The organism is Marinobacterium arenosum, assembly GCF_019795155.1.
Classification (GTDB): Bacteria; Pseudomonadota; Gammaproteobacteria; order Pseudomonadales; family Balneatricaceae; genus Marinobacterium_C; species Marinobacterium_C arenosum.
Genome location: NZ_JAILYN010000046.1, coordinates 20,173 through 34,663 on the forward strand (window position 1 = coordinate 20,173; position 14,491 = coordinate 34,663).

Sequence of the window (14,491 nt, forward strand, 5' to 3'; positions counted from 1 at the left end):
GGACTGACTGGCGTGAAAAGGGCAAGAGAAGGGGGAACGAGACCGTCCCCATTGGCTAAATAGCAGGGCTTATCCGGCGGCGGGGTAACGCGCCAGCAGCGCCACCCCCTGGCGGTAGCCCAGGCCACCGTTGCCGTGAACCAGGCCGAACTGCTCGTCGCCCGCCAGCAGTCGGTGATGCATGCTGATCAGGCCGTTCAGTGCCGGGTTGTTCCAGGGCGCACGGGCCAGGTTCATGCCGCCGGTAACGGTGATGCTGTGCTGTTCGAGGAAGGCGGGGATCTCCTCCAGCAGGTCCACCAGGCCGCTGACCAGCAGGAACGCCATTGGTACCACCGGATAGCAGGTGTAGGCTTCCAGCAATGCCTCGCCGGCGCGGAATCTCGCGGCGAAGTCGATGTCGGACTGGGCACAGCACTGCAGGTAGGCTTCGCGCAGGTGGTCGTAGCTGGCGATCCGGTCGATATAGTCGCGGCCGTCGCCCGCCAGCCGGCCCAGCCCGACCCCCTTGATCTGAATGCTTTCGTTTGCCGGAACCTGCAGCCGTTCGGCCAGCTCCGTCGAGCAGATCAGCATCCGACCGGAGAAATCGACCAGCGGGTTGGCGCAGTCGACGCCGCGAAACAGTGAGGTGATCGGCCGGTGCCAACGCTCGTCCGGCAGCAGCTCCGGCCTGTAATCGTCGGCCAGGGTGTTGCGGTAGCTGAGTTTGTAGTTCTCGAACAGGCAGTGGGCCAGTTCGCGGAAATGGGCTTCGTCGATAGCGTGCTGTTTCAGGAAGTGCTCGGCCAGATCGTTGTAGGCCTCGGTCAGCGGGTAATCGTTGCCGTAGACCGCCATCAGCCGCAGCCGCTCGTTACGCTCGTAGCCGCTCTTGAGCAGGTCTTCGCCGCTGATCAGCACCGCCTGTTCGCCCTGTTCGATCAGTTGTCGGGCACGGGCCAGCGCCTCGATCGGCGCGCAACCGCTGCGGAAGTGGTTGTCCGGCTCCGGGCTGTGCCAGTCAGCGCTGAGCGGCTCGATCACCAGCTCATGCAGCGGAATTCCCAACTGCTGGATCTGCTCTTCCAGTTGCAGGCAGTGTTGCTGGCTGCCAACGTTGTCGACGGTCTTGGCGGCGGCGATGATCAGGGCGTCAGACATGGAAACTATGACTCTGTGGATGATTTATGTGAATGACGTGGGAGGACAGCTTAACAGGATTTTGCAGGGTTTTCCCTTATCGACAGGCCGCCCTGAAGGAACTTATCCACAACGCACTGTTGCCCTGCTGGCGGTGGCGTGCGGCTTTGCTTACTATGGCGCGGTAGGTTTAATTCAGGAGTTACTCATGAACCCGGTTATCGATCTGCTGAAATCGCACCGTTCCATCCGCAAGTTTACCGACCAGCCGGTCGAGCAGGCCGTCATCGAACAGCTGGTGCAGGCCGGCCAGGCGGCGGCGACCTCCAGCTTTATCCAGGCGTGTACGGTGATCCAGATCAGCAATCCCGATAGCCGCGCCAAGTTGGCCGAGTATGCCGGCGGCCAGGCCTATGTCGCATCGGCGCCGCAGTTCCTGGTGTTCTGTGCCGATATGAAGCGTCACCAGCTGGCCTGCGGGATGCACGACGCCGAGATGCAATCAGGCTATACCGAGCAGTTCCTGACCGCCTCGCTGGACTGCGCTCTGTTTGCCCAGAACCTGGTGGTAGCGGCAGAGTCCCTCGGTCTGGGCGCCGTCTATATCGGTGGCCTGCGTAACAAGATCGCCGAGGTGGCCGACCTGCTGAACCTGCCGGAACTGGTCTACCCGGTATTCGGCCTCTGCCTGGGCTACCCGGATCAGAATCCGGAAGTGAAACCGCGCCTGCCGCTGTCGATGGTGTTGAAACAGGAGCGTTACGACGACAGCGCCGACGCTGAAACCCTGGCCGACTACGACAAGCTGGTGCGCGAGTACTACCAGACCCGCACCGGTGGCACCAAGGATATGAGCTGGAGCGAGCAGATCTCCGGCATGCTGGTCAAGGAAGCGCGTCCGCACATGCTGCCGTTCCTGCAGCAGCGCGGTTTTCTGGAGAAGTAATTCTATTGATACTTGGCGGCGGGCTGTGCATAACCGTAGCTTGTGTGTAAATCTACGATAGCCGTCTCCAAACCCGGGCGCTGTGGATAAGCGTGCCTGTGGATATTGAAGAAACCGCCGGTCGCAGGGCCGGCGGTTTTTATTGTTTTCGTTATCTCATTATTTTGTTGTTTTGTCGTTTCGTTCGTTAGAGGTTTCGTATTCCGTTGTTGCGAAGTTGTACTCTGCTGCTGGCGCTTTTTTACGCCGGTACAGCCCTGGCCGAGCCGCCAAGCTCGTTCCGCCAGGCCAAGAAGCTGGCCGGTGAGATATACGCCGACCACCAACAGACCTTCTACTGCGGCTGTGATTACCGGCAGGAAGGACGCAAGTTGCGGCCGCAGCCGGCCAGCTGCGGTTACCGGCTGCGCAAAAGCCAGACCCGGGCGACCCGGATCGAATGGGAGCATGTGATGCCGGCCTGGGCGTTCGGCCATCAGCGCCAGTGCTGGCAGCAGGGTGGCCGCAGAGCCTGCCGACAAGACCCTGAATTCCGCCGGATGGAAGCGGACCTGCACAACCTGGTGCCGGCGATCGGCGAGCTGAACGGCGACCGCTCCAACTTCCGCTTCAGCTTGCTGGAGGGCGAGCCGCGACGCTACGGCCAGTGCGATTTCGAGGTGGATTTCAAGGCCCGGGTGGTGGAGCCGGCCGAGGCGATACGCGGCGATATCGCGCGGATCTACTTCTATATGGAGGACCGCTACCAGTTGCGCCTGAGCCGGCAGCAGCGCCGACTGTTCGAGGCCTGGCACCGGGCCGATCCGGTCGATGACTGGGAGCGGCAGCGCAATCAACGGATCAGGGCGATCCAGGGCAACGGCAATCCCTATGTCGAGCGTTGAACGGGCGTGCTAGGGGAAATGGTCGCGGCTGAAGCTGCTTCTACAAGGCGCGTTTTGTAGGTGGGCGACTTCTCCGGACTCTGCCAGCTCCGTCGCGGTCGGAGCCCGCTGCTACGAGTGTCCTGCCGTAGCAGCCCGCTCTGCGGGCGACAGGCTGCGGTTTTCGAAAGAACCACGGCAGGTCGCTGCTAAAGTCGCTCCTTCAATGACCCCTCCGATGCGCCCCACCGTTCTCGCTACGCAGATCGACTATCAAAAAAATCAGTACGCGCCGACCAGCCCCAGGCTGAGCGCCATCTGGATCAGTTCCGGCAGCGACTCGGCGGCCATCTTGTTCATCATATGGGCGCGGTGGCCCTCGACGGTCTTGCGGTTGATCGCCAACTGGTCGGCGATCTCGTTGTTGGTCAGCCCCTGCACCACCCGCTCGAACACCTGCTTCTCGCGCTTGGTCAGGCTGTCGTAGCGTTGCTGTAGCTGCTGTTTGCGTGCCAACCCCTGGCGCCGTTGCTGGTCGCGTTGCAGGGCGGCCTGCACCTGGTCCAGCAGCAGCTGGTCGTTGAACGGCTTTTCGATGAAGGTCAGCGCGCCCTGGGTCATCGCGGTGACCGCCATATCCACATTGCCGTGCGCCGAGATCATGATCACCGGGATATCGATGGCCAGTTCGGCCAGCTTGGTCTGGGCGCTGAGACCGGACAGCCCCGGCATCCGCACGTCCATCACCAGGCAGCCGCTCTGGCCGGCCGGGTAGCCGTCGAAAAACGCCTGGGCGGTGCCGAAACTTTGCACCCGCAGACCGACCGATTCCAGCAGCCACTGCAGGGAGTCGCGCACATCGGCGTCGTCGTCGACCACATAGACAATCGGCTGGCTGCTATCGCTCATCGTTTCCTTCAATTTTCTTGTGACGGTGTTTCCGGCGGTTGGCCGCTCGCCGGCTGGTCGCTGTGCAGCGTAAAACAGAAGCAGGCGCCGCCGTCGATGCGGTTTTCCGCCCATAGCTGGCCGCCGTGGGCTTCGATCAGCGAGCGGCTGATCGCCAGCCCCAGGCCGAGTCCCTCCGGCTTGGTGGTGACGAACTGCTCGAACAGTTGCTCGCTGTCGCTGTCCGGCAGGCCGGGGCCCTGATCGCAGACGCGGATTATAACCTGATCGTTGCCGGCCGCTGAAGCGTCCAGCCAGACCTGCAGCGGAGTCTGCTGCTCTGGTCGGCTGCAGGCTTCGAGGGCGTTGATCAGCAGGTTCAGCAGTACCTGTTCCAGCTGCACCCGGTCGGCGATCACCGCCGGTAGCTCGGCCGGCAGTCGCTGGCTGAGCTGCACGTTGTGGCGCTTGGCGCTGTATTGGCAGAAATCCAGCAGCTCGTCGACGATCGCCGGCAGCGGCTGTGGCAGACGTTGTGGCTCGCTCTTGCGGGCGAAGTCCATCATCCGGTGGATGATCTCGCCGGATCGCAACGAGGTGCGGCCGATCCGCTCCAGCGGCGGGCGCAGCTCGTCCAGCGTCGGCGGTGGCTGCAGGTCGATACGGCGCAGAATGCCCTGCACGTAGTTGTTGATCGCGGTCAGCGGCTGGTTCAGTTCGTGGGCCAGGCCGGAGGCCATCTCGCCGATGCTGATCAGCCGGGTGGCGTGGCTCAGCTCGGCCTGGTGCTGACGCTGGGCCGCTTCGGCCGCTTTCTGGCCGCTCAGGTCGCGGGCGACCAGCGAGTAGTAGTCGATCCGGCCATCCAGCGAGCGGTGCGCCAGCAGCTCCAGCATCACCGGGATCGGCCGCTGGCGGGCCTGCGACCAGAGTTCGATCTCGCCGCGCCAGCGGCCCTGTTCGCCGGCGGCCGGCAGTGCCTGGCCGGTCAGCTGCTGGTAGCCGTGGGCCGGGAACAGCGCGCCCAGCTGCAGGTCGGTCAGCTCCGGGTGTTCGCAGCCCAGCGTCTGGCGGGCGGCCTCGTTCAGGTAGGTGATATGGCCGTCGGGGTTGGCGAAACAGACCAGATCGCTGCTGATCTCCAGCACCCGCGCCATGCGGCGGTTGGCCTGCTCCGCCTTGATGCGGCGGCTGGCGTCGCGTGATACCACCAGGATCTCGATCAGCTCGCCGGTGTCGGCATCGCGCAGCGAGCGGCTGGTGCTCTCCAGCCAGGTGTAATGGCCGTCCTTGCAGCGGAAGCGGTAGGTGTGGGTGTACAGGCCGCGTTCGTAGCTGACGCTGGGGGCGCGCTTCTTGAAGTCCTCGACGTCATCCGGGTGGTAGAGGTCGTAGGCCGACAGGCCGATGATCTCCTCGACGCTGTAGCCGAGCAGATGGGTCACCGCCGGCGAGGCGTAGATGAAACGCCAGTCACCGGGGGTGTGGCGCGAGATCATGTCGGTCGACTGCTCGGCCATCTCGGCCAGCAGCCGGTTGCGTTCGGCGTCATCGGTCAGGGCGGCGCGGCCCTGTTGCGGGGTCGGGTGGTCCGGCATCGGTTCGGATTGGCTGAGCAGCAAAATAGGATGCTCCGAATGGTAACAGAAGCGGGCAGCCGGAGCTGCCCGCGCTCTGGGGCGGCGGAACTCAGAGGGCGAGGGCTTGCTCCCTGAGGGCGAACTTCTGCACCTTGCCGGTGGAGGTCTTCGGCAGCTCGCTGAAGGCCACCGCCTTGGGGCACTTGAAGTGCGCCAGGTTCTGGCGGCAGAACTCGATCACCTCCCGCTCGGTCAGGCTCTCGCCCGGCTTCAGGGTGACGAAGGCGCAGGGCACCTCGCCCCAGTGCTCGTCCGGTTTGGCGACCACCGCTGCCTCGAGGATCGCCGGGTGGCGGTACAGGCAGTCCTCCACCTCGATGGTGGAGATGTTCTCGCCGCCGGAGATGATGATGTCCTTGGAGCGGTCCTTGACCTCGATATAGCCGTCCGGGTGCCAGACCGCCAGGTCGCCGGTGTGGAACCAGCCGCCCTCGAAGGCGTCGGCCGAAGCCTGCGGGTTGTTAAGGTAGCCCTTCATCACCGTGTTGCCGCGCATGTAGACCTCGCCCAGCGTGCGGCCGTCCATCGGCACCGGCGCCAGTGTGGCGGGCTCGGCCACCATCAGCTCGTCCAGCATCGGTGCACGGACCCCCTGGCGGGACATCTTGGCCGCCTTGTCGGCTTGCGGCAGGTCGGCCCAGGCCTGCTGGAAGTCGCAGAACACCGCCGGACCGTAGCTTTCGGTCAGGCCGTAGGCGTGCACCACCTCGATGCCGATCCGCTCCATCCCCTCGATCACCGCGGCCGGTGGCGGTGCGCCGCCGGTGGTGACGGTGACCGGGTGCTCGACCATCCGGTGGTAGGCTGGGTCGGCGTTGAGCAGCATGTTCAGCACGATCGGCGCACCGCAGAAATGGGTCACGCCGTGGGCGCGGATCGCCTCGAACACCGCGTCGGCGCGTACATGGCGCAGGCAGACATGGGTGCCTGCCACGGCGGTGACCGACCAGGGATAGCACCAGCCGTTGCAGTGGAACATCGGCAGGGTCCAGAGGTAGACCGCGTGCGGCGGCAGGTTCTGGCCGATCACGTTGCTGACCGCGTTGAGGTGGGCGCCGCGATGGTGGTAGACCACCCCCTTGGGGTTGCCGGTGGTGCCGGAGGTGTAGTTCAGGGTAATCGCCTGCCATTCGTCGGTCGGTCGCTGCCACTGGTAGTCGGGGTCGCCCTCGGCCAGCAGCTGTTCGAAGTTCAGCGTGCCGAGCAACTCGCCGCCGGCAAACTGCGGATCGTCCACGTCGATCACCAACGGCTCGGCCTGGCAGAGCTGCAGCGCGCGTTTCATGGTGGCGGAGAACTCGCGGTCGGTGACTACCACCCTGGCGTTGGCGTGGTCCAGCATGAAGGCGATCGTCTCGGCGTCCAGCCGGGTATTCTGGGCATTCAGCACCGCGCCGGTCATCGGCACCGCGAAGTGCAGCTCCAGCATCTCGGGGATATTGGGCAGCAGCGCAGCCACCGTATCGCCGCGGCCGATGCCGCGCTGGCTCAGCGCCGAGGCCAGCTGGCGGCAGCGCCTGTAGGTGTCGGCCCAGCTGCGTTGCAGGTTGTCGTAAACGATCGCGTTATGCTCGGGATAGACCCGCGCGGCGCGGTCCAGAAAGGTGGTCGGGGTCAGCGGGAGATAGTTGGCCGGATTCTGCTCCAGCCCCATCGCGTAGGGATCGTGCTTATTGTTATTCATGCCTGACGCTCTCGGGTTACTGACCCACCGGTGGGTGGGTCGAGCTATCTGTCAGGGCCGCGCGTCAGTCATCCACCCGGCTATAGCCGGGCGACCGCCCGCGCTGCACGGCGGCCCCGTTGCGGTTCAGCGGCGGATCATTTCAGGAAGCCGGTGCTGAACGCCTTGAACGGCTTGGCGTCGGAGCGGCCGATCCACTCGAACGCCACCATCTCGCGGCTGACGATGCGAATGCCCTCCTCGCGCATCCGGGCGATCGCCAGCTCCACATCCAGCGCGCTGCGCGACGAGATCGCGTCGGCCACCACGAACACCTGCTTGCCGCGGGCGCGCAGGTCCAGTGCGGTCTGCAGGACGCAGACGTGGGCTTCCATGCCGCAGATCACGATCTGCTCGCGGTCCAGCGCCTCGATCTGTGGGCCGACCTCGGGGGCCTGTACCGCCGAGAAGTGGGTCTTGCCGAACACTTTGTCGGCCGGCAGCCGCTCAAGCAGTGTCTCGGTAGTCGGGCCGACCCCCTGCGGATACTGCTCGGAGGCCAGCAGCGGGATATCGACCAGCTTGGCGACATCCAGCAGCCAGCGGCAGTTTTCGACGAATGCCTCCCGGTCATGGATGCCGGGCAGCAGTTTTTCCTGAACGTCGATCAGCAGCAGTGCGCTGCGTTGTGCATCGATCAGCATGGTGCTTCCTCCTCAGGCCGGCCGGCGGTCTACCATGTTAGTAGCAATCCCTTCGGCGACCACCTTGTCGCCAACGGTGCAGATTGTCTCCAGCTTGACGCGGCGGCGTTGCTGGTCGATCTCCAGCACCTTGGCGGTGGCGGTGACGGTGTCGCCGATATGCACCGGCGCCTTGAACTTCAGCTGTTGATCAATATAGATCGCGCCCGGGCCGGGCATCCGGGTGCCCAGTACCGCCGAGATCAGTGCGGCGCTGTACATGCCGTGCACGATGCGCTGGCCGAACATGGTCTGGGCGGCGTATTCGGCGTTGATATGCACCGGGTTGTCGTCGCCGGAGATGCCGGCGAACAGAATCACGTCCGCTTCGGTGACAGTCTTGGCGTAGCGGGCGGTCATGCCGACTTCGAGGTCTTCCAGGTAGTAGCCGTGCAGGTCCTGCATGGGAGGGCTCCTTGTTTTCAGAAAGGCAACGGGGGGCTGTCCGGCCCAATGGCAGGTCAGCGGTTTGAACCCATCTTAAAAGCCATTTTCCTAAAATTGCAATCGTTAATACTTATAAAAACAAGTATAAACCCTTGGAAATAATCGTCGGCTTTGCTAACGTCGGCGCAACACTGAACCCAGCCAGCGTGACCGGCAGCCCGTCGGTGCTGAGGAGGCTCTTATGGATACCCGTAGCGGACAGACCTTTCTGGACAAGACCTGGCGCCACCTGCGCCAGGTATGGCGCGGCGCCGCCGGTAATGGCCGCAACCATCAGTCGGTGAGCTTGCAGCCGCAGCTGCCCGACGAGGACCTCGACCAGCTCCGTCAGTGGATGCGGGCCTGTCTGGAAGTCCAGGGCCAGGAGGTATCGGCCCGCGCCCGCACCGCCCAACTGGGTCATGCCTATATGGCGCTGGACGCCGAGGGGCGTCGTCGCTTCCTGCAGCTGCTGGCCGAGGAGTTCGACCGCGATGACGGCGAGATCGAACAGGCGATCAGCGCCTGGCGCGATGCCGAAGGTCCACGCCGGGTGGAGGCCCGGCTGGCGCTGCAGGAGCTGCTCGATCCGCCGCGGATGCAGCTGCTGAAGCAGTTCACCGAGCTGCCGGAGGGGGTCAAGTTCCTGGTCGATATGCGGGCCGAACTGCTGTTGCACCGGCGCGAATCGCCGGCGCTGGCGGCGCTGGAGGCGGACCTGAAGCGGTTGCTGATCCACTGGTTCGACGTCGGCCTGCTGAACCTGGAGCGGATCAGCTGGCAGTCGCCGGCGGAGCTGCTGGAGAAATTGATCGCCTACGAGGCGGTGCATGAGATCCAGAGCTGGGAGGATTTGAAGAACCGGCTCGACTCCGACCGCCGCTGCTTCGCCTTCTTCCATCCCAATATGCCCGGCGAGCCACTGATCTTCGTCGAGGTGGCGCTGGTTAACGGGCTGGCCGACAACATCCAGCAGTTGCTGGACGAGGAGGCTCCGTTGCAGGCGCTGGCCCAGGCCGACACGGCGATCTTCTACTCGATCTCCAACGCCCAGCAGGGGTTGGCCGGCATCAGCTTCGGCAACTTCCTGATCAAGCGGGTGGTCGGCCTGCTGCAGCAGGAGTTTCCGGCGCTGAAGCAGTTCGCCACGCTGTCGCCGATCCCCGGTTTCAGCCGCTGGCTGAAGCAGGTCGAGGATCAGCAGCTGATCGAGCTGCTTGGCAATGATACGGCCCTGCCGTTGCTGCGCAGCGCCCAGGGCGAGAGCGACTGGCCGAGCGATCCGGCACGCGCCGAATTGCTGCGTGAGCCGCTGCAGCGGTTGGCGGCCCACTATCTGGCCCGCGAGCGTAAGAGCGACCGCCGGGCGCTCGATCCGGTGGCCCATTTCCACCTCAGCAACGGCGCCGAGATCGCCCAGCTGAACTGGCTGGCTGACCGCTCCAGCAAGGGGCTGCGCCAGTCGATGGCCTTGATGGTCAATTACCGGTACGACCTGGCCCGGGTGGAAAGTAACAGCCAGCAGTATCTGGCCAGTGGTGAGGCGGCTACCGGAAAGGCGTTCGAGACTTCGCTTGGCAAGCCGGCCAAAGCGGTTCGCGAGCGCGTGCGATAGCGTGCGATAGCGTGCGTTGCCGGCGACACGGAACAACAGCCGCCAAATACGACGCAGACAAAATAAAGCGAAAAGAACGAAAAAAACGAAAAAAACGAAAAAAACGAAAAATAACGAGGAACGACGATGAACGAGAAACGTGTAGCGGTGGTAACCGGCGCGGCCGGCGGACTGGGTGAGGCGATGTGCAAGGCGCTGGTGGAACAGGGCCGCCAGGTGGTCGGCAGCTATCTGCCGGGCGACGAACAGCCGGCCCGCGAATGGCAGCAGGCGATGGAACAGGCCGGCTATCCGATCGAGATCTTCCCGCTGGATGTCAGCGACTACGACAGCTGCAGCACGTTCATCGAGGGGGTGGAGCAGCAGGTCGGGCCGATCGAGGTGCTGGTCAACAACGCCGGCATCACCCGCGACGCACCGCTGAAGCGGATGACGCCGGAGAAGTGGCAGGCGGTACTGCGCACCAACCTGGATTCGATGTTCAACATGTGCCAGCCGCTGTTCGACCGGATGTGCACGCGCGGTTGGGGCCGGATCGTCAATATCTCCTCGCTGAACGGCGAGAAGGGCCAGTTCGGCCAGGCCAACTACTCGGCGGCCAAGGCCGGTATCTACGGCTTCACCCGCGCCATCGCCCAGGAGGGCGCTCGCAAGGGGGTGACCGTCAACGCGGTATCGCCGGGCTATATCGATACTCCGATGGTGCGCCAGGTGCCGGAGAACGTATTGGAGTCAATTGTCGCCGGCATCCCGGTCGGCCGGCTCGGCCAGCCGGAGGAGATCGCTCGCGCGGTGGCGTTCCTGACCGACGACAACGCCGGTTTCATCACCGGCACCAACCTGTCGGTCAACGGCGGCCAGTATATGAGCTGAGGCGTGTCCGCAGGCACCGGGCGGCCCCTTCGGCGGCCGCCCGGTGCAGTTTTTTGTCAGTTATCCTCGGGGCGCCGGGGCCGGCCATTGAGCCGCGCCGAGCCCCTGTAAAGGGTGTGTACAGAGCTGTTTCCCCAGCTTTACACTGGCCTGTAAACACAGCGAACCTGTACACCCGTCGACAGCGCTTCGCTGTCGCATCCCCTGAACCCTGTCTACACTGCGATCATGGCTCCTCCGGCTCCTCAGCCGTACCCGCCAGGCCCGATGGCCCGGCCGGTTAACGTCGAGAGCCGGTATGTCCGGAACGCTGTGGTCATTCAGTACCGATCGTTTTGATCAGGCTGGAGGGGGAACATGAAGGATTTGACCGGCGCGGTAGACGAGGGGCGGGCGCTTTTGTACCTGCGTCCCTCGGTGCAGCAGGAAGATCTGGGCGGTGTGATCAGTGAAAACGGCTGGCAGGTGGATGTCGCCTGCGATATCAACCATGCCAACCAGCTGCTGGAGAGCAATTGTTATCGGGTCGGGCTGGTCCATGTCGATGGCCTGCGACCGCAGCAGATTCCCGATGCCGAACAGCTGTTTGCCACCCGCGACAATATCGCCTGGGTAGCGCTGGCCCACGCCGAGGCATTGCAGCAGGGGCAGCTGTGCCGGTTGATCCATGAAAACTTCGTCGACTATTTCACGTTGCCGATCCACAGCGGCGTGCAGGGGTTGATCTCCACGCTGGGTCACGCCTATGGCATGGCCTGCCTGCGTCAGCACAGCCACCACGATATCTCCTACAACGACTACGAGATGGTCGGTACCTCACCGGCGATGCGTAAGCTGTTCGTGTCGATCCGCCGGGTTGCCGGAGTCGATGCACCGGTGCTGGTTACCGGTGAGAGTGGTACCGGCAAGGAACTGATCGCCCGTGCGGTGCATGAACGCTCGCCGCAACGCAAGGGGCCCTTTATCGCGGTCAACTGCGGCGCGCTGCCGGACAACCTGATCAATTCAGAGCTGTTCGGTTACGAGAAGGGCGCCTTTACCGGTGCCAACCAGCGCAAGATCGGCTGGATCGAAGCGGCGGAGGGCGGTTCGTTGTTTCTGGACGAGATCGGCGATCTGCCGTTGGGGTTGCAGGTCAACCTGCTGCGTTTCCTGCAGGAGGGCACCATTCAACGGGTTGGCGGTACCGAATCGATCCGGGTCAATGCCCGGGTGATCGCCGCCACCCACGTCAATCTGGCCCAGGCGGTAGAGCACGGACGCTTCCGCCAGGACCTTTTCTACCGGCTCAACGTGCTCAACCTGAATTCGCCGCCGTTGCGCGAACGGGTGCAGGATATCGAGGTGCTGGCCCGCTTCTTCTTTAACAAGTTCAAGGGCGATGCCGGCCGCACTATCCGCGGTTTTACCCGTCGCTCGCTGGTGGCGATGAACAACCACCAATGGCCGGGTAACGTGCGCGAGATGATCAACCGGGTTCGGCGGGCGCTGGTGATGTGTGAGGGGCGACGGATCAATCCGGTCGACCTGGGGCTGGAACATGTCGAGGATGAGGCGCTGGTACTGACCCTGGAGCAGATTCGCGAGCGGGCCGAGGAGCGGGCGATCCGGGCGGCACTGGTCCGCAATACCAACAACGTCTCCCAGACGGCGCGCGAGCTGGGCGTTTCCCGGGTAACCCTGTATCGGCTGCTGAACAAGTACGACCTGGTAGCCGACTCCTGAGCGCTGGTTGAATGGTTTTGCCGGCCCCGCTTGTCCCGAAATTTACAATCCCGCCTCTGTTTATATTCTTTTTAAAACAACTAGTTAGATAAATGGCCTGCCGCAGGTGTAAATCATGATTTACAGCTGTGGCGTGATTTTTTCGTAAAATTTACGCTCTTTTTCTAGCTTTGTATATTTTCTCTTATATAACAGTCGATTAGATATTTTGGTGCGTATCTTGCTGTTTCTATGGCAACCGGTTTGTCGACGAGAGGCGCACAGGTATGACACCAGTCCCGGCTCAATTCGATATACAAAAACAATGGCGTCGGTTGTTGTTGATTCTGCTGCTGTACCTGGGGGCGGACCTGTTGACGACCCATGGAGCCCAGCTGCTGCCCTCTTCGTCATACCAAGGGCAATGTATACCCGGCCAGCGGTATCTCTCGCAGTCATATCAGGAGATGGGCGTGATCCTCTGGGATGAGGATGATGAAGCGTCCGTACCGACGGTCGGAAAACCGAATGGACATCATCTCTGACAGGTACGGCTCGCCTGCTGGGTGGCCGGGGCCGACAGGGATGCGTTTCAGGCTAAGCGAGGGGGAACATCATGGCTGATTACGATCGCACTGTTTCGCTACTGAGCGCGCTGTTGCTGGTTGCGCTGTTACCGGCCTGGGGGGAGGCTTGTGACAGTGAGGTTGGTACAGGATTCGGAATGCCGCAGTCGACGGTCCCATCCAGCCAGCAATGGTTGGATCCGCTCTGTGACGGAATGACCGTGTTGGCGGTACTACGGATAGAGAACGAAGATCGATTGGCGCCGGTCAGCGATCTTGTTCCTTATGGTTTACAGTTTCGGCCCGCGATCAGCGACGCCTTTCATGCCGCACCCGCGCCACTGCAGGAATCGGGTGATGTGGTCCGGGTTTTGCCTGTCAGTCACCAGTGGGGTGTCCGGCAGTTGGTGGATTACGTTGCGCCCCTGGCGGACGGATTGAAGGGCTGTGGCCTGGGCAAGCGGTTGAGCGGGTCGGCTCGTCACTGGATGTGAGTTTTTGAGATCGCCACCCGAGGCAGATTTATCCATGGCCTGGCAGGGTTTATAATTGCTGCCTTGTTCTAACCATGGGATCGAAGTAGCAGTGATCGGTTATCTAGCAGCTTTGTGGGGCCTGGCAGGGATCTGTCTGCTGTTGGGCGGGGCCATTTATCGTCTGGGTGGGATCGCCCTGCAGACACTGGACCTGTCGCTCAGCTGGTACCACTGGCTGGCCCTGGCGTTCAGTATCGTCTTTATGGGCTTTGCCGAAGGCTACCGGGGGTTCCAGAAGGCGTTTTCGCCGCGGGTCGCGGCCCGTATCCATTACTTGTCCCGCAACGTGACGCCCGTCCGGCTGCTGTTGGCGCCGGCATTCTGCATGGGCTATTTCCATATCCAGCGCCGTCGCCAGATCGTTACGGTCTGCCTGACGCTGGGCATTATCGCGCTGGTGCAGCTGGTGCATCTGCTGGCTCAGCCCTGGCGCGGCATCGTCGATGCCGGCGTGGTGGTCGGCCTGGCCTGGGGAATGGTGTCGTTGGTTATCTTTACTCTGCAGGCATTCTTCGGTGCCGATTTTAATCACTCGCCGGAAACCCCCTGAACGCCGAATGATTAAAGAAACCGCTGCAAGGCGGTTTTTTTTTTTATATTTGTCTTTTGTGCGCCTTTTTTAACCTTGCGCGGCTAACTGTTATCTTGGTTTGAAACAGTCGTTTGGACGGCTCTGTTTTTAAGGCTCTGCCAAGCTATGAGCGCAGAGTACTCCCGTTTGAAATACGGCTATGTTGATATAAATCAAGGTTAGACTTTTGTTTTAAATTCAGGATCGAGTGCCCCTGAATTCAGATAATAAGTGCAACACTCATGGTTGAAAGGCGGGAGGTGGCCAACTGCTGACAGTGATACGCTTCAGCTCGCCAAAGTAGAAGAAGTACCACCATGAGTTATCAGCAGTTG

General features: G+C 62.6%; 13 protein-coding genes. 7 read left to right on the forward strand and 6 right to left on the reverse strand.

Features of this window, described 5'->3' with window-relative positions; genetic code table 11:
• Positions 1-69: 69 nt before the first annotated feature.
• The gene (locus K6T12_RS17145; RefSeq protein ID WP_222224098.1) at positions 70-1,143 is read right to left on the reverse strand and encodes a hypothetical protein; all 1,074 of its coding nucleotides are present in this window, start codon (positions 1,141-1,143) and stop codon (positions 70-72) included.
• A 187-nt stretch (positions 1,144-1,330) separates the two neighbouring features.
• Between K6T12_RS17145 and nfsA the strand changes: the two genes are divergently transcribed.
• Both nfsA and K6T12_RS17155 read left to right on the forward strand, forming a co-directional pair.
• Positions 1,331-2,068 carry an oxygen-insensitive NADPH nitroreductase gene (gene nfsA, locus K6T12_RS17150; protein WP_222224099.1) on the forward strand — a complete coding sequence of 246 codons (738 nt, stop codon included), beginning with the start codon at positions 1,331-1,333 and terminating at the stop codon, positions 2,066-2,068.
• 206 nt (positions 2,069-2,274) lie between these two features.
• Complete coding sequence (locus K6T12_RS17155; RefSeq protein ID WP_255611852.1) at positions 2,275-2,952, forward strand: endonuclease; 678 nt, start codon at positions 2,275-2,277, stop codon at positions 2,950-2,952.
• A 261-nt stretch (positions 2,953-3,213) separates the two neighbouring features.
• Here the strand turns inward: K6T12_RS17155 and K6T12_RS17160 are convergent, their stop codons facing one another.
• The 5 genes from K6T12_RS17160 to K6T12_RS17180 all read right to left on the reverse strand — a co-directional run bounded on the left by K6T12_RS17160 (position 3,214) and on the right by K6T12_RS17180 (position 8,270).
• Positions 3,214-3,840: a response regulator transcription factor gene (locus tag K6T12_RS17160; RefSeq protein ID WP_222224100.1), complete on the reverse strand. Its 627-nt coding sequence runs from the start codon at positions 3,838-3,840 to the stop codon at positions 3,214-3,216.
• 8 nt (positions 3,841-3,848) lie between these two features.
• Positions 3,849-5,441, reverse strand: coding sequence for a PAS domain-containing sensor histidine kinase (locus tag K6T12_RS17165; RefSeq protein ID WP_255611854.1), 1,593 nt, complete (start codon positions 5,439-5,441; stop codon positions 3,849-3,851).
• Positions 5,442-5,508: 67 nt separating this feature from the next.
• On the reverse strand, positions 5,509-7,143 hold the full coding sequence (locus K6T12_RS17170; protein WP_222224101.1) for an acyl-CoA synthetase: 1,635 nt from the start codon (positions 7,141-7,143) through the stop codon (positions 5,509-5,511).
• A 137-nt stretch (positions 7,144-7,280) separates the two neighbouring features.
• A complete protein-coding gene (locus tag K6T12_RS17175; protein ID WP_222224102.1) occupies positions 7,281-7,826 on the reverse strand; it encodes a hydrolase in 546 nt (181 codons plus the stop codon).
• Between the two features lie 12 nt (positions 7,827-7,838).
• Positions 7,839-8,270, reverse strand: a complete 432-nt coding sequence (locus K6T12_RS17180) for a MaoC family dehydratase (protein ID WP_222224103.1) — start codon at positions 8,268-8,270, stop codon at positions 7,839-7,841.
• Between the two features lie 223 nt (positions 8,271-8,493).
• On the opposite strand from K6T12_RS17180, the gene K6T12_RS17185 reads away from it, so the two are divergent.
• From K6T12_RS17185 to K6T12_RS17205, 5 genes are all read left to right on the forward strand, one after another.
• A complete protein-coding gene (locus K6T12_RS17185; RefSeq protein WP_222224104.1) occupies positions 8,494-9,906 on the forward strand; it encodes a malonyl-CoA decarboxylase in 1,413 nt (470 codons plus the stop codon).
• Positions 9,907-10,032: 126 nt separating this feature from the next.
• Positions 10,033-10,779 (forward strand): acetoacetyl-CoA reductase, encoded by a 747-nt coding sequence (gene phbB / locus K6T12_RS17190; RefSeq protein WP_222224105.1) that lies wholly within the window; start codon positions 10,033-10,035, stop codon positions 10,777-10,779.
• Between the two features lie 357 nt (positions 10,780-11,136).
• Positions 11,137-12,504, forward strand: coding sequence for a sigma-54 dependent transcriptional regulator (locus K6T12_RS17195; RefSeq protein ID WP_222224106.1), 1,368 nt, complete (start codon positions 11,137-11,139; stop codon positions 12,502-12,504).
• Positions 12,505-13,099: 595 nt separating this feature from the next.
• Positions 13,100-13,543 carry a hypothetical protein gene (locus K6T12_RS17200; protein ID WP_222224107.1) on the forward strand — a complete coding sequence of 148 codons (444 nt, stop codon included), beginning with the start codon at positions 13,100-13,102 and terminating at the stop codon, positions 13,541-13,543.
• Positions 13,544-13,685: 142 nt separating this feature from the next.
• The gene (locus K6T12_RS17205; protein WP_255611855.1) at positions 13,686-14,135 is read left to right on the forward strand and encodes a hypothetical protein; all 450 of its coding nucleotides are present in this window, start codon (positions 13,686-13,688) and stop codon (positions 14,133-14,135) included.
• The last annotated feature ends 356 nt before the right edge of the window (positions 14,136-14,491 follow it).

Bases quoted from the DNA above. Each gene is read 5' to 3' on its own strand.
- nfsA (WP_222224099.1), top strand. From the start codon at position 1,331: ATGAACCCGGTTATCGATCTGCTGAAATCGCACCGTTCCATCCGCAAG.
- K6T12_RS17160 (WP_222224100.1), bottom strand. From the start codon at position 3,840: ATGAGCGATAGCAGCCAGCCGATTGTCTATGTGGTCGACGACGACGCC.
- phbB (WP_222224105.1), top strand. From the start codon at position 10,033: ATGAACGAGAAACGTGTAGCGGTGGTAACCGGCGCGGCCGGCGGACTG.
- K6T12_RS17195 (WP_222224106.1), top strand. From the start codon at position 11,137: ATGAAGGATTTGACCGGCGCGGTAGACGAGGGGCGGGCGCTTTTGTAC.
- K6T12_RS17185 (WP_222224104.1), top strand. From the start codon at position 8,494: ATGGATACCCGTAGCGGACAGACCTTTCTGGACAAGACCTGGCGCCAC.
- K6T12_RS17200 (WP_222224107.1), top strand. From the start codon at position 13,100: ATGGCTGATTACGATCGCACTGTTTCGCTACTGAGCGCGCTGTTGCTG.
- K6T12_RS17180 (WP_222224103.1), bottom strand. From the start codon at position 8,270: ATGCAGGACCTGCACGGCTACTACCTGGAAGACCTCGAAGTCGGCATG.
- K6T12_RS17145 (WP_222224098.1), bottom strand. From the start codon at position 1,143: ATGTCTGACGCCCTGATCATCGCCGCCGCCAAGACCGTCGACAACGTT.
- K6T12_RS17175 (WP_222224102.1), bottom strand. From the start codon at position 7,826: ATGCTGATCGATGCACAACGCAGCGCACTGCTGCTGATCGACGTTCAG.
- K6T12_RS17170 (WP_222224101.1), bottom strand. From the start codon at position 7,143: ATGAATAACAATAAGCACGATCCCTACGCGATGGGGCTGGAGCAGAAT.